This is a genomic window from Xanthomonas sp. NCPPB 901 (assembly GCF_056725085.1).
The window spans coordinates 3,680,468-3,699,664 of the sequence record NZ_CM161511.1 but is presented as its reverse complement, the minus strand read 5'-3'; the positions used below and the strand labels follow the sequence as shown (position 1 = coordinate 3,699,664).

The following is a 19,197-nucleotide window of genomic DNA, read 5'->3' as shown; positions in this document are numbered from 1 at the left end:
GCTTCAGGACACCTCTAATCCCTAGGAGACGCATCCTGTAGGAGCGGCTTCAGCCGCGACCGCGACGTTCCCCGTAAGCCCGTCGCGGCTGCAGCCGCGCCCACAGCGCAACCCGCATCCGGCGCGTTGTCGCGGACCCAGGTGATGGGCGCTGGCCTGTCGTCGCCGCGCATCAGCCGCCGCCGCGCGCGGCCGCGCGCCTACAGTTCGGTGTACTTGGTGATGCGGCCCTTGGCGCGCTCCACCGGGTACTTGGCGGCATTGACCTGCATCTTGCGCTGCGCGGCCTCGATCGGATCGATGCCCAGCTTGTCGCACAACTGCACCAGATACAGCAGCACGTCGGCGATCTCGCTGCCGACCTGCTGCGTCTTGTCCGCGGACAGTTGCCGGCTCTGCGCATCGTCCAGCCACTGGAAATGTTCCAGCAGTTCCGCCGCTTCCACCGACAGCGCCGCGGCGAGGTTGCGCGGGCTGTGGAACTGGCCCCAGTCGCGCGCCTCGGCGAAGGCGCGCTGGGCGGTCTGCAGCTCGTGGAGGCTGTCGGGCATGGCATCGGCTCGCAGTGGGGACGACGCATGGTAATGCAGCGGCCGCAGGTGCACGCAAGGCGCTGCCTGCAAGGTACGCAGCGCAGTCGCGACATCAGACTCACGGCATGGTCACCGCCGCTGTACGCCGCGCATCGCAACACTGCCCGTACGCATTCGTAGACGAGGACAACGCCCATGCAAGCTCTGACCTACCACGGCACCCGGGACGTGCGCGTGGAAACCGTTCCCGATCCGGTGCTGGTCGAGGCGGACGACATCATTCTGCGCGTCACCGCCACCGCGATCTGCGGCTCGGACCTGCATCTGTACCGCGGCAAGATCCCCGAGCTGCACAATGGCGACGTGCTCGGGCACGAGTTCATGGGCGTGGTGGAGGAGGTCGGCCCGGACGTGCAGCGGGTGAAGAAGGGCGACCGCGTGGTGATCCCGTTCGTGATCGCCTGCGGCGAATGCTTCCATTGTCGGCTGACCGAATACGCCGCCTGCGAGACCACCAACACCGGCAAGGGCGCGGCGCTGAACCAGAAGGGCATCCGCCCGCCGGCGGCGCTGTTCGGCTACAGCCATCTGTACGGCGGCGTGGCCGGCGGCCAGGCCGAGTACGTGCGCGTGCCCAAGGCCAATGTCGGCCCGCTGGTGGTGCCGGACGTGCTGCACGACGAGCAGGTGCTGTTCCTCTCCGACATCCTGCCCACCGGCTACCAGGCCGCGGTCAATGCAGGCGTACACCAGGGCAGTACGGTGGCGATCTTCGGTGCCGGCCCGGTCGGGCTGATGACCGCGGCCTGCTGCCGCATGCTCGGCGCCGAGCGCATCTTCATGGTCGATCGCTATCCGTACCGGCTGGACTTCGCCCAGCGCACCTACGGGGTGATTCCGTTGAACTTCGAGGAGATCGAGGATCCGGCCGACGTCATCGTCGGCCAGACCGACGGCCGCGGCGTGGACGCCAGCATCGACGCGGTGGGCTTCGAGGCCAAGGGCAGCACGGTGGAGACGGTGATGGCCACGCTGAAGCTGGAAGGCAGCAGCGGCACCGCGCTGCGCCAGTGCATCGCCGCCACCCGCCGCGGCGGTACCGTCAGCGTGCCCGGCGTGTATGCCGGCTTCATCCACGGCTTCCTGTTCGGCGACGCCTTCGACAAGGGGCTCAGCTTCAAGATGGGCCAGACCCACGTGCAGCGCTTCATGCCGGAACTGCTGGAGCACATCGGCGAGGGCCGGCTGCGCCCGAACGAGATCATCACCCATCGCCTGAGCTTGGCCGAGGCGGCGCAGGGCTACGCGATCTTCGACAAGAAGGAGCAGGACTGCCGCAAGGTGATCCTGACGCCGTAACCGGTGCGTCACGCCACCGCTCCTGTGCACTGGGGCGTGGCGCACAACAGGCCGGATGCATGAATGCTTAGAGGAGGCGCGCCAAGGCGGCATGCACACACGGTGCACGCGCGTGCTGCTGTGATGGCCCCATTCCTCGCAACGCCTTCCACGTTCCACAGCACGGCCAGTGTCCGTGCTGCCTTACGCCTTGCAGAGAGGATTCGATTGGCCGCATTGCTTTCCCCCACTGCCCTCGGCGATGCCGACGACCTGCGCGGCGCCGCGCTGCAGGCGCTCGTGCGCTATCCGCAGCTGCCGTTCCCGGGGGGCGGCGACACCCTGGATCGCTGGCGGATCCTGGCCGAGATCGCCGCGACCGACGTGTGCCTGGCCAAGGTGCTGGAGGCGCATTACGACGCACAGGCGATCCTGGCCGAACTCGGCGCGGCGGCGCCGCCGCCGGGGCAATTGTTCGCGGTGTGGGCCGCGGAGGCGCCGGATGCGCGCCTGGCCTATCGTGGCGCTGCGCAGCGTGGCGAGGTCTCTGGCCGCAAGGCGTGGTGCTCCGGTGCCGGCTTCGTCGACCACGCCCTGCTCACCGCGCATGCGGCCGAACGCCCGCAGCTGGTTCAGGTGCATCTGCGAGATCCCGGCATCGCCATCGATACGCAGGCCTGGGCGGCGGTCGGCATGGCCCGCGTGGTCAGCGGGCCGGTGACGTTCGAGGCGGTGCCGGCGATTGCAGTCGGCGCGCCGGACCAATACCTGCAACGCCCCGGGTTCTGGCATGGCGGCGCCGGCATCGCGGCCTGCTGGTACGGCGCCGCGTGCGCAGTGGCCGAGCGCCTGCGCGCGCATCCCAAGCTGCAGCGCGATGCGCACGCGGCGATGCACCTGGGCGTGATCGATCAGCAGCTCGGCGCGGCGCGCGCTCTGCTGCGCGAACTGGCCGCGGCCATCGACGCCGCGCCCGAACAGGCGCATCGGCACGCGGTGATCCGGCTGCGTTCGTTCGTGGAGCGCGCGGCCACCGACGTGCTCGATCGCGTCGGCCGCGCGCTCGGGCCGGCGCCGCTGTGCAGCGACCGCGAACACGCGATGCGTTGCGCCGATCTGGCGGTGTTCGTGCGGCAGAGCCATGCCGAGCACGACTGGGCCGCACTCGGCCAGGCGCTGGGCGAGCAGGTGCGGCAATGGCGGCTGTGAGCGCGGCGCGGCCGCAGATCCATGGCGACGGCACGCCGGAGTCGGCATGGCGGCGCTCGCCATGGTTGGCGTCCCTGCCGCAGCGCCCGGTCGAGGATCTGATCGCCGGCGCAGCACGGTTGGTGGTGGTGTCGCCGCATCCGGACGACGAGGCGCTGGGCTGCGGTGGCGTGGTCGCCTGCGCGCGCCGCTTGGGCCTGCCGGTACGCCTGATCGCGGTCACCGACGGCGAAGCCTGCTATCCGCACGACCCGCACTGGACGCCACAGCGCCTGCGCACCGTGCGCCGCGCCGAGCTGGCCGCCGCGGCGCGCTGCCTGGGCGTGGATCCCGCCACGATCCAGCATCTGGGCCTGCCCGACGGCCAGGTCGGCCGGCATGCGTCGGTGCTGGCCGAGCGTCTGCAGGAACGGTTGCAGCCAGGCGACCTGGTGCTGACCACCTGGCGCCACGACGGCCATCCCGATCACGAGGCTTGCGCCGGGGCGGTGCGCGGTGCGGTGGCCGCCAGCGCATCGCGCATGGCCGAGTTCCCGGTCTGGGCCTGGCACTGGCTGCAGCCCGACGCGCCGCCGGCCCTGCACGGTGCGGTCCGCTACGGTCTCGGCGACGCCGACTGGCGCGCCAAGCAACAGGCGCTGCAGTGCTTCGCCTCGCAACTGGGCACCGCACTGCCGCCGGTGCCGGCGCCGATCCTGCCGCCGCAGGTCCTGCAACGTTTCGCTCGCCGCTTCGAGGTGGTCGTCGCATGAATGCGCTGCAGGCCTATTTCGGTGCGATCTACCGCGACGACGACCCGTTCGGCTATCGCGAGCGCTGGTACGAGGCGCGCAAGCGTGCGTTGTTGCTGGCCAGCCTGCCGCGCGCACGCTTCGCTCGGGCCTGGGAACTCGGCTGCTCCAACGGCGAACTGACCGCGGCGCTGGCGCCGCGCTGCGATGCGCTGCTGGCCACCGACCTGTCCGAGCGCGCGGTGGCCCTGGCGACCCAGCGCACGGCCGGCCTGCCGCAGGTGCAGGTGCGGCAGGCCGAGCACCCGCGTAGTTGGCCGGCGGGCCGTTTCGATCTGATCGTGTTCAGCGAAGTCGGCTACTACCTGCCGTTGCCGCAGTTGCAGGACTGCGCCCGGCGCCTGCGCGCCTCGCTGAGCGAGCAGGGCGTGCTGGTCGCCTGCCACTGGCTGCACCCGTTCGCACAGGCCTGCATGGACGGACGCGCCGTGCAGGCCTGTCTGGCGCAGGCCCTGGAATTGCCGCGCCTGTTCCGCTACGAGGACGACGACGTGCTGCTCGAAGCCTGGAGCGCCACGCCGTATTCGGTGGCCGCGGCGGAGCGGCTGCGGTGATCGCCGTACTGATTCCGGCGCACGACGAGGAGGTGCTGATCGGCGCCTGCCTGCGTTCGGTGGCGGTGGCCGCGCAATGCGTCGGTCTGCATGGCGAGGCGGTGCAGGTCTTCGTCGCCCTGGACCGCTGCCGCGACGGTACCGCCGAGATCGTCGCCGCCCATGGCGCGCACGCCATCGCGCTGCAGAGCGGCAATGTGGGCAGCGCGCGCGCGGCCGCGGCACAGGCGGCGCTGGCCGCCGGCGCGCGCTGGCTGGCCTGCACCGATGCCGATTCCGTGGTGCCGGCGAACTGGCTGTCGGCGCAGCTGGAATGCGCCAGCGATGCGTTTTGCGGCATCGTCACGGTCACCGACTGGGACGACTACGGCACGCCCTTGCGCGAGGCCTATCTGGCCGGCGAATGCCGTCGCGACGACCACCCGCACGTGCACGGCGCCAATCTGGGCTTTAGCGCCGAGCTGTACCTGCGCTGCGGCGGCTTCCTGCCGCTGGCCGCGCACGAGGACGTGGCGCTGGTGGAGGCGATGGTGCGCGCGCAGGCGCGGATCGCGCGGCGTGCGCAGCCGGTGGTGATCACCAGCGCGCGGCGCGTGGCGCGGGCCCGGGGGGGCTTCAGCGACTACCTCAAGCAGATGGAGCGCCGCCTGGCCGACTCGTTGCTGCCGGCGGCCGACGGCGACGTCCTGGTGTGAGCCCCCACGCGCCTGACCGCACAGGCGACGGGATAGGCGGTGGGGCACCGGTGCGTAATGCGCCTACCGCTGCGGCGCCGCTTCAGGCGGGCGGTGCGGCGGCCCCGCGCGCGGGGGAGCGGGGGGGCCGGACCTTGCGGAAGTGTTGCGGCGCACCATCGACGCGGTGGCCATGTTCTCCCGGGCCGGGGATGCCGGCCGGTGCGACAACGCTGCCGGGAAACCGGCGTACCGTCCGTCGCGTACCCGTCAAAATTCACGCCCGCTTCACCTGGGATGACGCTGGACGGGCCACGCTCGGGTTCGGGATAAGTTTTTGCCGCCGTGCGCGCCGGGCGGCCGCGCAGAAGCCGCTTCCCTGCTTCTTGTCAAGTGCGTGACATTCCTTTTTGTTCTGAATCAATTACTTGGCTGTCTGGCCGAGGTGAGGACCGCCGTGCGCCGTTGTCCACAGGGGGTGTGGATGACTTCTGCATAAAGGTGTGGATAACCCCGACGCCGGCCCGTGACACAACAGTGTCAAGAGGGGTGGCGAAAAATTGACCAGGCCGTTGTCGGCAGCCTGCCGAGGGGCCGATGGCCCGCCTCGATCGGTGGCCGCGCGCGTGGGGCGAGCCGGGCCAACGAGGGCGCGCCGGTGCCGGGGCGGGGGGCATCCCCGCACCGCCCTGATGCCATGGCAGCGTTCGATTCTCGAGGGGTCGGCCAGCATGGCAGTGCGGCCCGGGATGCGCCGCGACGCTGCCCGGCAGCATCGCCGGGGCAGGATGTCGCGGCGCGGCCACGCCCGCGGAGTACGGGCGTGGGGCGGGGCGCAGCGCCCCTCAGGCGAGCAGGCGCAGCTTCGGTTCGCGGTTCCACTGGCGGGTCTTGGCGGCGGCAATGAAGCCCTTGCTGTCGCCGGCGTCGACCACTCCGGCATCCTTCTGCACGTTGCCGGCCTTCAGCAGTGGCTGCGCGCCGGCGTCGGCGGCGATCGCCTTGAGGTGGGCGAAGGCGTTGCTGACGAAGTCGATGGCCGCCGACTCCTTGCTCAGCCGCTTGCCGGCCTCGGCCGACAGCACCACCGCCACCGCGTCGAACACGAACGACGGCGTGCCGGCCAGCTGGCCGTCGGCGGCCAGGCGCTTGCCGTCGCTGAGAGTGGCGCCGCCCAGCTTCGGCGCGACGATCTTGACCGCCGCACCGGCATCGGTGGCGGCCTTGCGCAGGTCGCGCACCAGTTTTGCGTCCGAGCCATCGTCGATCAGGATGCCGATCGCACGCCCCTGCAGGGTGGGCTTCATCCGCCCGATCAACTGCAGCGCCGGCGACAGCGGCAGGTCCTGCGGCGCGACGGCGGCCGGCGGGGCCGGCGGCAGCGTGTCCAGGCCCAGGCCATCGGCGACGCGCTGCGCCAGCTTGGGGTCGACGTGGCGCAGGTGCCCGACCACGGCCTCGCGCACGTGCGCGGTGTCGACCTTGGACAATTCGAACACCAGCGCCGAGGCCACGTGCGCCTGCTCCGGAGGCGTCTGGCTGCGGTAGAACAGCCGCGCCTGGCTGTAGTGGTCGGCGAAGCTCTCGGCCCGCACGCGGCCCTTGGCGCCGTCGTCGGGCTGGGTGCGGTGGCTGACGAAGCCGCGCGCGGTCTCGCGCGGGCTGTCGGCCTGCAGCGAGCTGGGTTCGTAGGCGACGCGGCCCTTGGGCACGCCCATCTGCATGTGCCCGTCGCGCTGCATGTTGGCGAACGGGCACTTGGGCGCGTTGATCGGCAACTGGTGGAAGTTGGGCCCGCCGAGGCGGCTGAGCTGGGTGTCCAGGTACGAGAACAGGCGGCCCTGCAGCAGCGGGTCGTTGGAGAAGTCGATGCCGGGCACGATGTTGGCCGGGCAGAACGCCACCTGCTCGGTCTCGGCGAAGAAGTTGTCCGGCCAGCGGTCCAGCACCATGCGCCCGACGATCTGCAGCGGCACCAGCTCTTCGGGGATCAGCTTGGTGGAATCCAGGTGGTCGAACGGGAAGGCGTCGGCCTGCTCCTCGGTGAACAGTTGCACGCCCAGTTCCCATTCCGGGAAGTCGCCGCGCTGGATCGCCTCGAACAGGTCGCGGCGGTGGAAGTCCGGATCGGCGCCGGCCAGCTTCACCGCCTCGTCCCAGATCGTGGATTGCAGGCCGAGCTTGGGGCGCCAGTGGAACTTGACGAAGGTGCTGCGCCCTTCCGCGTCGAGCAGGCGGAAGCTGTGGATGCCGAAGCCTTCCATCATGCGCAGCGATCGCGGGATGGTGCGGTCGCTCATCGCCCACATGATCATGTGCAGCGACTCGGGCATCAGCGACACGAAATCCCAGAACGTGTCGTGTGCGCTGGCCGCCTGCGGGAAGCCGCGGTCCGGTTCCATCTTCACCGCGTGGATCAGGTCGGGGAACTTCAACGCGTCCTGGATGAAGAACACCGGGATGTTGTTGCCGACCAGGTCCCAGTTGCCTTCCTTGGTGTAGAACTTGACCGCGAAGCCGCGCACGTCGCGCGGCGTGTCCACCGAGCCGGCGCCGCCGGCGACGGTGGAGAATCGGGTGAACACCGGGGTCTTCACCCCGACCTCGGTGAGCAGCTTGGCGGTGGTGTACTTGGCCAGCGAGGTGGTCAACTCGAAGTAGCCGTGCGCGGCGCTGCCGCGCGCGTGCACGATGCGTTCGGGGATGCGCTCGTGGTCGAAGTGGGTGATCTTCTCGCGCAGGATGAAGTCTTCCAGCAGGGTCGGCCCGCGCGGCGTGGCGCGCAGCGAGTTCTGGTTGTCGGCGACCGGGATGCCCTGGTTGGTGGTCAGTGGCGGATGCGTGCCGCCGGCCTGCTGGTGCAGTTCGTCGCCGTGGCCGCGCTGGTCGGCGGTGGCGGTGGTGGAAACGGAATCGCTGGGCTTGCGCTTGCTGCTGGCCATGGAAGATCGCTCCGATGCGGTGGCGGAAGAGACGTCGCGGTGCCATCGCAGTGCGCGTCGGCACCGTCAGCGACGGAAGTCCCGATCCTGGGCGGCGCGGCGTTAACGAGCCGTGCAACGCGACCAATTGTCTACCGACGGCAGACACGCAGGTTGCCGGCGCATGGTGGCCGGGAACACGGCGTGAATCGCTATTGCGCGACGCATGCCGGTGCAATGATGTGGACACGCAGGCGTGCCGATTGACGCACACGGACAACGGCGGGAAGGGGCTGGCACGGTGCGAAACGCGGCACGGCGGGCGCCGCATGCCATCGCCACTGCGCGGCCGGCGCCGTGGCGCGCTCCACCGGTCGCGCCCGGCGGAGGTTGCTCTCAGGGCGCCGCGATGGCGGTCGCGTCCAGGTGGTGCGGATCTTCCGCGCGCGGCCAGATCGGACGCGTCAGCTTGCGATAGTCGGTGCGGCGCGGATCGGAGGGATACGGGGCGCCGGCGTCGATGTAGATCACCTTGGCGGCGATGGGGGCGAACGCCGCATGGAAGTGATTGGTCGACTTGACCAGCAGCAGCGACTTGCCGGCGACGTCCACGCCCTGGTTGGAGAAGACGTCCGGCGAATAGGTCTGGGCGCGATGCGAGGTCAGCACCACGTCGATCCGGCTGCCGCACAGGCGCACGGTGGCCGAGCTGCCGAGCGGCACGCGGCTGTCGCCGAAGCTCTGCCAGGCATCCTGGGACAGCGCGATGACCTGCACGTCCGCATCGATGGGGGCGCCGGCGGTGGCGCCGCACTTGCCGCCGAAGCGCAGCGTCAACTGCGCGCCGACGCCGGCGGCGTGGCAGAACGACACGGCGATCGGATCCCACAACGGCGCCAGCGCCAGGTCGTCGATGCCGCGTTCGAGCATGCGGTGCAGGATCAAGGTGCCGTCGCCGGCCACGCCGCCGCCCGGGTTGTCCCAGACATCGGCGACCACCACCGGACGGCCGGATCCCGCGGCGACGGCCTGCAACGCCAGGTCGAGGCCTTGGTCGATGCCGTACTGGCGCACCATGGTGCGCCCGCGCAGCGCGAACAGTTCCTCGCCCAGCGTCCGCGCCAGTGCCAGCCCCTGCGCCTGCGCATCGTCGGTCACGACCAGCACCTGGGTTCCCATGTCGGGGACGTCGCCGGCCATGAAGCCGTGGATCACCGAGATCGACAGGATCCGGTCGTGGCCCTGCAAGCGCTTGAGCCGGTCCACGAAGCCGCGCATCGGCTCGATGCTGGTGGGGAACACGTCGATCATCCGGCAGTCGAACACGGCCTGGCGCGGACGGATGCTGCCGGCCACGGCCTGCAGGGTCAGCTCGACCAGATGCTCGGCGCGTTCGACGAAGTCGGTATGGGGAAATTCGAGGAAGGCGGCCAGCAGATCGGCGCTGCGCACGCGCAGCGGCGTCAGGTGGCTGTGCGGGTCGAGTTCGGCGGCCACGATGGTGTCGGCGCCGACCAGCGCCCGGACCCGTTGCAGCAGATCGCCTTCGCAATCGTCATAGCCCTGCGCCACCATCGCGCCATGCAGCCCGAGCACCACGGCCTGTACCGGCAGTGCCTGCCGCAGTTGCTCGAGGATCTCGTCGCGCAGGTGTTCGTAGGTGGCGCGTTGCACCATGCCGCCGGGTTCGGCCCATGCGGCGGTGCCTTCGATCAGCTCGAAGCCCTCCGCGCGCGCGCGCTGCCGCAACACGGTGATGGGGGCCGAACACAGGGTCGGGGTCGGCGGGTGCTGGCCCGGCCCGGCGTACAGGCCGGCGCGGAAGCTGGCCATGTCGGTGGGCACCGGCGAGAACGTGTTGGTCTCGGTCGCCAGCATCGCGGTGAAGATGCGCATGGTGCTCACTCCTGCGGAGCGTAGGCGATCGCCTCGATCTCGACCTTCGCATCGATCATCAGTTGCGCCGCCAGCGTGGTGCGGGCCGGCGGCAGCTGCGGGAAGTACTCGCGGTAGGCGGCGTTGAACGCGGCGAAGTCGGCGGCGTCGGTCAGCACCACCAGGGTCTTGACCACCTGCTGCAGGCCGCAACCGGCGGTGGCCAGCACCGCCGCGAGATTCTCCAGCACCTGCCGGGTCTGCACCTGCACGTCGCCTTGCACCAGGTGCCCGGCGGCATCCACCGGCACCTGGCCGGAGGCGAACACGAAGTCGCCGGCGCGTACCGCCGGGGTGAGTGGAACGTGGGATTGACCGTAGTGGGCGATAGACATGGCGGACGCTGTGGGGAGAGGGCGACGGCGCATCCTACAACGTCTTTTGCAAAAAAGTAAAATATGGAAATTGTCTACGCTGAAAGCCCGAAATTATTGATTCGTATCTTGTAAAAAATTAAAATTCAGAGGGGCGCCGTGTCCCGGCGGCGCGCTGCCGCGTGGCGCTCGCATATGCTGCTCGCCCTGGCTTCACAGAAGGATCGGATCGTGGCGGAACCCCTGTCGGACATCATCGTGCAATTGCGCCATGTGGCGACCTCCGGAAGCCGGGCCGAGCGGCGCCTGGCCGAGCTCTGTCTGGCGGACATGCGGTTCGTGTCGATGGCCTCGATCGTCGACCTGGCGGCGCGCGCCGACGTCAGTCTGCCCAGCGTGACCCGGTTTTGCCGCAACCTGGGATGCGCCGGCGTCCGCGAGTTCAAGTTTCGCCTGGCGCAGGCCGAGGCGATCGGCGGCGTCTACCTGGACAGCCAGGCGCAAGCGGCGCCGGCCGCGCCCGGCGACGCCGGGGAGATCGCCGGCAGGGTCGCCGCTGCCGCGGTGGCGGCGATCGAGATGGTGGCCGAGCGGGTCGACGGCGCGTTGCTGGAGCAGGCCGCCGCCAGGCTCGCCGCGGCGCGTTCGATCCTGGTGTTCGGTTCCGGCGGTTCGTCGTCGATGGCCGCGGTCGAGCTGCAGAACCGGCTGTTCCGGCTGGGGCTGGCGGTCACCGCGCAGAGCGATGGCGAACTGCAGAGCATGAACGCGGCGATGGCCGATGCGCAGACCGTGGCGGTGGCGTTCTCCATCTCCGGCCATGCGCGCTCGGTCAACGAGGCCCTGGCGATCGCGCGCCACTACGGCGCCTTCACCCTGGCGGTCACCGCGCCCGGTTCGCCGCTGGCCGAACACGCCGAAATGGCGCTGACCTTCGAAGGACCGCTCGATCCGGATCTGTACAAGCCATCGCCGACGCGCTACGCGCTGCTGGCGCTGGTCGACATGCTGGCCACCGCGACCGCCGAGGCCTGCGGGCCGCGCGTGTTCGAAGGCCTGCGGCGCATCAAGCAGACCGTCAACACGCTCAAGATCAACGACCCCCGATTGCCCATCGGCGACTGAAACAGGATCGCATGAACCGCTCCGAAGAGACCCTCGATCGCCTCGAGACCCCCTGCGTGCTGATCGACGTCGACCGCGTCCGCGCCAACCTGGCGCGGGCGCAGGACTACGCGGACCGGCATGGCTTGAAGCTGCGCCCGCACATCAAGACCCACAAGCTGCCGCTGTTCGCGCAATGGCAGTTGCAGCTCGGCGCGGTCGGCATCACCTGTCAGAAGCTCGGCGAGGCCGAGGTGATGGCCGATGCCGGCATCACCGACATCCTGTTGAGCTACAACGTGCTGGGCGCGGCCAAGCTGCAGCGGCTGCGGCGCCTGGCCGCGCGGGTGCGGCTGAAGACGGTGGCCGACAGCGTGCCGGTGGTCGATGGCTACGCCGCGATCTTCGCCGGCGCGCCGGCGCCATTGCCGGTGATGGTGGAGTGCGACACCGGCGGCAAGCGCTGCGGTGTGCAGGATCCGGCCGCGGCGCTGGCCTTGGCGCGGCACATTGCGGCGCAGCCGGGGCTGACGTTCGCGGGGCTGATGACCTATCCGGCGGCGGGGGCGGATGCCGGCGCGCACGCGGCGCAGTGGTTGCGCGAGGCCGTCGATCTGCTCGAGCAGGCGGGACTGCCGCCGCCGGACGTTTCCAGCGGCGGCACCCCGGACGTGTGGTCGGCGCATTGCGGCGGCGTGCTCAGCGAGTATCGCCCGGGCACCTACATCTATCTCGACCGCTACCAGGTGGCCCGTGGTGTCGGCACGCTGGAGGATTGCGCGCTGAGCGTGCTGACCACCGTGGTCAGCATCCCGGTGCCGGAACGGGTGATCGTCGATGCCGGTTCCAAGGCCTTGACCAGCGACCTGCTGGGGATGGACGGCTACGGCTGCGTCGATGGCTATCCCGATGCCCGCATCGCCGCCCTGAGCGAGGAGCACGGCATCCTGGATTTCAGCGCCTGCGCGCGCCGGCCGGTGCTCGGCGACACCTTGCGCATCTATCCCAACCACGCCTGCCCGGTGTCCAACCTGTTCGACGAGGTGCAGTTGATCAGCGGCGGGCGCTGGCTCAGCAGCGTGGCGGTGGCCGCGCGCGGGCGGGTCGACTAGAGGCCCGGCGCCGAACGGGGCGGCAGCGGCTGCTGCGGCCCTGCGGGCCGCGCATGCCGGCGGTGGCGTCGGCATGCGCGGAGGTCTCCGTGGGACCTCGTCAGAACTTGAAGCGCAGGTTGGCGTCGTAGACGCGGCCACTCTTGTAGATGAGCATCGGTTCGCTGGGGGAGCCGTTGTAGTTGTAGTACTGCTCGTCGAGCAAGTTGCTGGCGTTGAAGTCCAGTTGCAGCGCCGGGGTCAACTGGTAGGACACGGACACGCCCAGGTTGGTGTAGGCGTCGGTCATCAGTTTCGCGCCGACGCGGCCGATGCCGGTGAAGTACTTCGAGCGCCAGCTGCCGGTCACGCGCACGCTCCACGGGCCCTGCTCCCAGTACGGGGTCACGTTGATCGCATTGCGCGAGTTGTAGGGCAGGTTGTAGTCCACCGAGGCCTTGGCGTCGGAGAAGGTGTAGTTGGCCATCATGCCGAAGCCGTAGCCGAACGTGCCCTGCCAGGCCACGGACAGGCCCTTCACGGTGGCATCGGCGGCGTTGTACGGACGGGTGGTGGTATAGGTGTTGTAGCCGCCGCTGGTGGTGTTGTAGAGCACTTCGCTGGAGGTGCGGGTCACCACGTAGGACGCGATGTCCTTGTAGAACATGTCCACCGACAGCAGCGCATCGTCGGCGTAGTACCACTCCAGCGAGGCGTTGAAGTTGTTGGACTGGTACGGCTTCAGGTTCGGGTTGCCGCCGCTGGCCGACAGCACGGTGTCGTTCTGCGAGACGCTGGGGGCCAGGTCCTGGTAGCGGGGCCGGGCGATGGTCTTGGCGGCGGCCAGGCGCAGCAGCAGGTCCTCGCGCAGGTCGTAGACGAAGTTGGCGCTCGGCAGCCATTTGCCATAGCCCTGGCTGACCGCGACCGGTGTCGCCGAGCCGCTGGTGAGAACGGTATAGCCCGCCATGTCGTCGGTGGTGCGCGCGTAGCGCACGCCGATGTTGCCGCGATAGCGTTCGCCGGAGAAATTGCCCTGCAGGTAGGCGGACGTGTTGATCTCGTGGATCGCGTAGGAGGACGCGTAGTTCTGCTTGTAGGCGCCGCCGGCGGCGGCCTGGTCCAGGCGGGCGATCATCGCCTGGCGGTCGATCAGCGTCCAGTTGCGCATGTCCGGGCTGGCGCTGATTCCGGACAGGTAGTCGCCGTCGGTCATGCCGGAGGCGACGTCCGCCAGCGAGACGGTGCCGGTGGCGCGCAGGTTCTGCGACCACACCGTCTGCGTGTTGCGGTGGTCCTCGCGCTTGGCGCCCCACAGCAGCTGGTAGAACGGCCCGAGCTGGAGATTGCGGGTAAAGTCCAGTTGCAGGTACTTCTCCTGGTCGCTCAGCGGGGTCCTGCCGATCCCGCCGAGGTAGCTGCCGTTGCCGACCTTGATCGCCGACGGCACGCTCGGTGTCGCGTAGTCCAGGCTGACCTTGTCGCCATCGATGGCGTAGCGGTAGCCGTTGTACTCGGGCAGTTCCATGAAGTACTGCTTCTGCACGCCGCCAGTGGACTTGGTGGTGCCGACCACGGCGCTCATGGTCCACGCGTCGCCGTGGAAGTCCATCTGCCCGGTGACCGCGCTGGTCTTGACGCGGGTCATCTTGTTGGTGGCGTCGTGCTCGGTGACGGCGCTGTTGCCGAAGCTGCCGCTGGTGGCCACGCCGTCTTCGATGCCCAGCGCGGTGGCCGCGCCGGGGCTGGCGGCGGCATAGGAGTAGCGGCTGTTGTTGAAGTAGGTGTAGTCGGCATCCACGTAGAGCGCGTTCACGTTGAATTCCAGCTGGTCGCTGGGCTTGAACTGCAGGTCCACGCTGCCGGTGTCGCGCTTGCGGTGCTGCTTGATCAGGCCGGTGCTCACCGAGTTGGGGTAGACGGCGTTGCCGGCATTGGCGGCCAGGTTGGCGGGGAAGCCGGCGCCTGCCACCTTGGGGTAGCCGTAGACGTCGATGCCTTCGCGCTGGATCCACTCGTCGCGATGCATGTAGGAGGCGAGCACGCCGAAGGTCCCGGCCTCGTTCTTCCAGGAGTACAGCGCCGAACCGTTGGGCCGGAAGCGGTCGGAGCGGTCGTTGTAGCCGACCCCGGCCGAGCCGGTGACGGTGTTGGCGTCCATGTCCAGCGGCTTGCGCGTGTGCAGGATCACCGTGCCGCCGACGCTGCCTTCGACGATGCGCGCCTCCGGCGTCTTGTACACCTCGGCGGCGGCCAGCAGTTCCGGCGCCAGCGTCGAGTAGTTGAACGTGCGCGTCTGCGAATAGCTCGCGCCACCCCAGTCGGTGGAGGCGACGGTCTGTCCATTGAGCAGCGTGCGGTTCAGTGCCGGGTCGGTGCCCTGGATCGAGACCTTCTCGCCTTCGCCGTAGGCATAGTCGACGGTCACCCCGGGCACGTGCGACAGCGATTCGGCGACGTTGGCGTCGGGGAACTTGCCGATGTCTTCGGCATTGATCGAATCGACGATAGCATCGGCGCTGCGCTTGTTGTCGATCGCCTTCATGAGGCTGCCGCGATAGCCGCTGACCTGGATGGTGTCCAGCGTTTGCGGCGCCGCGGGGGTGGCATCGGGCGAGGCGCCGGCTGAAGGGGTCACCGTCTGGGCGTGGCCACTTTGGTGGGAAAGGGCCAGCGCAGTGGCCAGGGCAAGCGGAGCGATACGAGGTGGCATAGCGGCTTCCAGGAAGGACGACGGAGGGTGGAGGGGCTTCGGCCGCGGGGCCGAGGCGGGGTGCGCTGCAGGGCGGGCCCTGCAGCGGCATGCGGGGTGGGCAGGCGGTCGGCGTCAGTCGGGGGTGGGGTGGACCTGTGGCGGTGCCGGTCGGCGGCGCGCGGGGCCGATCAGGCTGGCGCCGATGCCGGCGGCGCTGGCGACGGCCAGGCCGGGGATGCAGGGGTTGCCCCAGAACGCGTTCCAGGCCGGATGCAGGCCGATCGCGATCGAGGCCAGCGAGCCGCCCAGCAGGCACGCGACCGCGCCCTGCCAGGTGAAGCGGCGCCAGAAGCGGCCGAGCACGGCGCACACGCACAAGCCGCTCATGACCGTGGCGATCATCGTGCCGATGTAGCCGATGATGTCGTTGGACAGCAGCGCCAGCAGCAGCGCGAGCGCGATCGTGGCGACCAGCCCGACGCGCGAGGCGGCCACCGTCCGCTCCTGCGCGAGCGGCCGCCCGCGCACCATCGCGTACAGGTCGCGGGTGAGCACCGCCACGCCGGCGATGGCATCGGAACTGGCGCTGGACATGGTCGCCGACAGCCCGGCCACCAGCAGCGTCAGTCCCAGCGCCAGCGGCAGGACGTCGGTGGCCAGCGACGGGAAGGCGAAGCCGGGATCGGTCAGGCCGGGCACCAGTTGCCGCGCCGCCACGCCGACCATGGCCGGGATCGCCGAGAACACCAGGTACAGCCCGCCGGTGAGCAGGAACGAATGCCGCACTGCGGAGACCGAGCGCGCCGCATAGATGCGCTGGCGGAACGCCGGCGATGCCAGCACTCCGACCGCGATCACGCAGACCAGCGACAGCGCCGGCAGTGCGCCGATCCGCCGCCAGCCCAGCAGGCTGGCCGCGGCCGGGTCCAGCCCGGCACCGAGCGCGTCCATCCCGCCGATCCGGGCCAGGACGTAGATCGCCATCAGGACGAAACCGCAGAACACGATCAGCGCCTGCAAGGTATCGGTCCAGGCCACGGCGACGTAGCCGCCGATCACGCAGTAGGCGCCGAAGCCGAACGCCACCAGCAGCTTGGCCAGGGTCAGGTCGATGCCGGCCATCCAGGCCAGGTAGACGCCGCCGCCAAGGATCTGCGCGCCGAGCCAGCCCACGCAGGCGACATAGGTCAGCACTGCGACCAGGCGCGCCACCAGTGGATGGTCGTCGACGTAGTGCGCCAGTTCCTGGCTCATCGTGGCGAAGCGCTGCGCGCGCGCCGGCGCGAACCACTGCGCCAGCGCCAGGATGCCGAGTGCGCCGCCGATGCCGTACAGCGCGCCAGCCCAGCCGTTGGCGTAGGCGTAGCCCACCGCGCCCATGCTCGAGCCGGTGCCGACCATGGTGCCGACCGTCGAGCCGATGGTCAGCAGCGGAGACATCCGGCGCCCGCCCAGCAGGAAGTCTTCGCCGCTGCCGCGATGATGGCGCGAGATCCAGACGCCGAACGCCAGGGTCACCAGCAGGTAGGCGAGGAACGTGGCGAGGAACAGGCTGTGGTTCATTCGGCGGCTCCGGCGTGGTCGGCCCCGGCGCGCGGGGAAGGGCGGGCGGCCGGTTCGATACGGACCCGGTCGATGCCATAGAGCGGGCCATCCAGCGGCGCGGCGACGATCAGGCACACGTCCGTCTCCGCCGCAGTGGCCGGCAGCGGCGCATCCAGGGAGAAGCGCACGCCGGGCGCGCTCCCCTTCGGCAGCGGCAGGCTGGCCAGCAGCGGGCCGTCGCAGGCGTGGGCGCGTGCGCGCACCAGCAGGCGATTGCCCGAGGTGCCGGGCGGGTGGGCGGTGCGCCGCGCCAGCTGCGGCTTGGTCAGTCCGAAATTGCGCGCCAGTCGCGCCAGTTCCACATGCAGGCGGGCAGGGTCGCGCAGCGCGGCGCCGGGATAGATCCAGCACGCATCGAACAGGTCCACGTCGTAGACCGGCGTGCCGGGCGCGCCCAGGTCGGGCAGCAGCGGCAGGCGCAGGCGCAGGCCATCGTCGCGACAGGGCAGCAGGCGGTTGCTGGCGCGGGTGTACAGCCAGTCGCGGTCCAGCCGGAACGTGCGCGGCGCCGACAGCGGTGTGCCATCGTCGGCGAAGGCGGCCGCGCGGACCTCACTGCCCCAGGCGAGCCGCAGCGGTCCGGTCGCGCGCGGCGAGGCCGGGCCGGGCGCACTGCCGTCGAGCGTGTAGCGCACCTGGCCGAAATCGGCCTGGTTGCCCAGCTGCAGGGTTGCCGGCAGGCCGGCATGGACGCGCGCGGTCTCCGGGACGGGGGCGGCGACCGCGAAGGCGCTGTCCGCGGCCTCGATCCCCAGCAGGCGGTAACGCCGCAACTGCACGACCAGGCGTTGCAGGAAATCCGGCCAGTCGCGCGTGGAGGCGGGCGACCACAGCACTTCGGACAGCGCATCGATGCGCGGATACAGCGCGTGCTCGAGCTGCCAGGGCTCTACCAGGTACTCGCTCCACAGCTGCGCCTGGGCGCCGAGGATGTGGGCGGCGGTCTGCGCATCCAGCGTGGCGGGCAGCGGATCGAACGCATACACCTTGGCCAGCGGCTGGATCTTCAGGCGGCCGGCCGGCTCGTCCGCGAGATTGCTCTGCAGGTTGTCGAAGTACAGGTCCGGCGAGGGCGCCAGCACGGCGTCGTGGCCCATGCGCGCGGCCTGGAGCGCGCCGTCGACGCCATGCCAGGACATGACCGTGGCGTCCTTGGGCAGTGCGCCCTGCAGGATCTCGTCCCAGCCGATCAGGCGCTTGCCGTGCGCGTGCAGATACTGCCCGACCTGGTCGATGAACCAGGATTGCAACTGGTCCTCGTTGGTGATGCCGAGCTGGCGCATGCGCGCCTGCACCGACGCCGAGCGCTCCCAGCGATACTTCAGCGCCTCGTCGCCGCCGACATGCACGTAGCGGCTGGGGAACAGCGCCATCACCTCGTCGAGGATGTTGCGGACGAAGTCCAGGTCGGCGTCGTCGACCCCGTAGAGATAGTCGTGGATGCCCCAGGTGTTGGCCACGCCGGGCGCCTCGCCGCCGCCCACGTGTTGCGGGTACGCCGCGGCGGCGGCCTGGGCGTGCCCGGGCATGTCCAGTTCCGGCACCACCTGGATGTGGCGGGCCTGCGCATACGCCACCACGTGGCGCACCTGTTGCTGGGTGTAGAAACCGCCGTAGCGGCGACCGGTGCCGGCGTCGCCGGGTGGGACGCGCCAGGCGCCGATGTCGGTGAGCGCGGGATAGCGCAGGATCTGCAGGCGCCAGCCCTGGTCGTCGGTCAGGTGCCAGTGCAGCACATTGAGCTTGTGCAGCGCCATCTGGTCGAGCAGGCGTTCGATCGTGGCCACGTCCTGGATGTGGCGGGCCGAGTCGAGCATCACGCCGCGCCAGCGCAGGCGTGGCCAGTCGCGCAGCTCGAGGCTGGCCAGGGTGATGCTGCCATCGGCCGCGGGCGGGTTGGCGCTCAGCAACTGCCACAACGACACGGCGGCATAGAACAGGCCGGTTTCGCTGCGCGCGCTCAGCGTCGCGCCCTGCGGGTCGATGCGCAGGCAATAGCCTTCCGGCTGCGCGACCGTGCAGGCGGGATCCAGGCGCAGGCGGATCTGCGCCGCGGCGCTGGTGTCCGCGCCGGCGCGTTGCGGCAGCGGCGGGCGCTGCGTGCGCTGCAGCAGTCCCCGCAGAAAGCCGGCGACCCGTGCGGCCGCCGGATCGGTGGGGTCGACCTGCAGCGCGGTCGCGTCGTGGATCCGGAGGCTGCCGGGCAGGGGTGTCGACTGCGCGGGCGCGGGCAGCACGGCGGGCGCGGCGGCCTGCGCCGCCAGCGGCAGCGCGGCGGCCAGCCACAGCGCGGCATTGCGCAGGGCGCGCAGCATCCGCACGGCCGGGTGGTGGCGCGGCGGTGCAGCGGTCGGAACACACAAGCCCTTGCCAGTCATCGTGAACCCCCTTGGGTTGATCGGCGCAGCGGCGCTTCCTCCGGAAGGCGCCGCC

The 19,197-nt window shown here is 70.2% G+C and carries 14 protein-coding genes; 7 read left to right on the top strand and 7 right to left on the bottom strand.

The genetic code is table 11. The annotated features are described in order from the left end of the window. Positions 1-200: 200 nt before the first annotated feature. The gene (locus AC1PME_RS15510; protein ID WP_254458821.1) at positions 201-551 is read right to left on the bottom strand and encodes a nucleotide pyrophosphohydrolase; all 351 of its coding nucleotides are present in this window, start codon (positions 549-551) and stop codon (positions 201-203) included. Between the two features lie 177 nt (positions 552-728). Here AC1PME_RS15510 and AC1PME_RS15505 point away from each other — a divergent pair, with 177 nt between their 5' ends. The 5 genes from AC1PME_RS15505 to AC1PME_RS15485 all read left to right on the top strand — a co-directional run bounded on the left by AC1PME_RS15505 (position 729) and on the right by AC1PME_RS15485 (position 5,120). Beyond that, a complete protein-coding gene (locus tag AC1PME_RS15505; protein WP_481096364.1) occupies positions 729-1,892 on the top strand; it encodes a zinc-dependent alcohol dehydrogenase in 1,164 nt (387 codons plus the stop codon). 207 nt (positions 1,893-2,099) lie between these two features. Beyond that, a complete protein-coding gene (locus AC1PME_RS15500) occupies positions 2,100-3,080 on the top strand; it encodes an acyl-CoA dehydrogenase (RefSeq protein ID WP_481096363.1) in 981 nt (326 codons plus the stop codon). Then, positions 3,068-3,832, top strand: coding sequence for a PIG-L deacetylase family protein (locus AC1PME_RS15495; RefSeq protein ID WP_481096362.1), 765 nt, complete (start codon positions 3,068-3,070; stop codon positions 3,830-3,832). Before AC1PME_RS15500 ends, AC1PME_RS15495 begins: the two co-directional genes overlap by 13 nt. Beyond that, a complete protein-coding gene (locus tag AC1PME_RS15490; RefSeq protein ID WP_481096361.1) occupies positions 3,829-4,425 on the top strand; it encodes a class I SAM-dependent DNA methyltransferase in 597 nt (198 codons plus the stop codon). The genes AC1PME_RS15495 and AC1PME_RS15490 overlap by 4 nt, the downstream gene beginning before the upstream one ends. Beyond that, the gene (locus AC1PME_RS15485) at positions 4,422-5,120 is read left to right on the top strand and encodes a glycosyltransferase family 2 protein (RefSeq protein ID WP_481096360.1); all 699 of its coding nucleotides are present in this window, start codon (positions 4,422-4,424) and stop codon (positions 5,118-5,120) included. Before AC1PME_RS15490 ends, AC1PME_RS15485 begins: the two co-directional genes overlap by 4 nt. A gap of 824 nt (positions 5,121-5,944) precedes the next feature. On the opposite strand, the gene AC1PME_RS15480 is transcribed toward AC1PME_RS15485, so the two are convergent. The 3 genes from AC1PME_RS15480 to AC1PME_RS15470 form a co-directional block, all read right to left on the bottom strand. After that, positions 5,945-8,041: a catalase gene (locus AC1PME_RS15480; protein WP_481096359.1), complete on the bottom strand. Its 2,097-nt coding sequence runs from the start codon at positions 8,039-8,041 to the stop codon at positions 5,945-5,947. Positions 8,042-8,416: 375 nt separating this feature from the next. Beyond that, positions 8,417-9,916 carry a M81 family metallopeptidase gene (locus AC1PME_RS15475; protein WP_481096358.1) on the bottom strand — a complete coding sequence of 500 codons (1,500 nt, stop codon included), beginning with the start codon at positions 9,914-9,916 and terminating at the stop codon, positions 8,417-8,419. Between the two features lie 5 nt (positions 9,917-9,921). Then, on the bottom strand, positions 9,922-10,290 hold the full coding sequence (locus AC1PME_RS15470) for a RidA family protein (RefSeq protein ID WP_307551815.1): 369 nt from the start codon (positions 10,288-10,290) through the stop codon (positions 9,922-9,924). A 210-nt stretch (positions 10,291-10,500) separates the two neighbouring features. Here AC1PME_RS15470 and AC1PME_RS15465 point away from each other — a divergent pair, with 210 nt between their 5' ends. Together AC1PME_RS15465 and AC1PME_RS15460 are read left to right on the top strand one after the other, a co-directional pair. Then, complete coding sequence (locus tag AC1PME_RS15465; protein ID WP_307551813.1) at positions 10,501-11,394, top strand: MurR/RpiR family transcriptional regulator; 894 nt, start codon at positions 10,501-10,503, stop codon at positions 11,392-11,394. An 11-nt stretch (positions 11,395-11,405) separates the two neighbouring features. Further along, positions 11,406-12,485 carry a D-TA family PLP-dependent enzyme gene (locus AC1PME_RS15460; RefSeq protein WP_481096357.1) on the top strand — a complete coding sequence of 360 codons (1,080 nt, stop codon included), beginning with the start codon at positions 11,406-11,408 and terminating at the stop codon, positions 12,483-12,485. A gap of 100 nt (positions 12,486-12,585) precedes the next feature. On the opposite strand, the gene AC1PME_RS15455 is transcribed toward AC1PME_RS15460, so the two are convergent. The 3 genes from AC1PME_RS15455 to AC1PME_RS15445 form a co-directional block, all read right to left on the bottom strand. After that, positions 12,586-15,102 (bottom strand): TonB-dependent receptor, encoded by a 2,517-nt coding sequence (locus tag AC1PME_RS15455; RefSeq protein WP_481096356.1) that lies wholly within the window; start codon positions 15,100-15,102, stop codon positions 12,586-12,588. Positions 15,103-15,291: 189 nt separating this feature from the next. Beyond that, the gene (locus AC1PME_RS15450; RefSeq protein ID WP_481096355.1) at positions 15,292-16,722 is read right to left on the bottom strand and encodes a sodium:solute symporter family protein; all 1,431 of its coding nucleotides are present in this window, start codon (positions 16,720-16,722) and stop codon (positions 15,292-15,294) included. Continuing rightward, positions 16,719-19,142 (bottom strand): beta-N-acetylhexosaminidase, encoded by a 2,424-nt coding sequence (locus AC1PME_RS15445; RefSeq protein ID WP_481096354.1) that lies wholly within the window; start codon positions 19,140-19,142, stop codon positions 16,719-16,721. Before AC1PME_RS15445 ends, AC1PME_RS15450 begins: the two co-directional genes overlap by 4 nt. Positions 19,143-19,197: the final 55 nt, after the last annotated feature.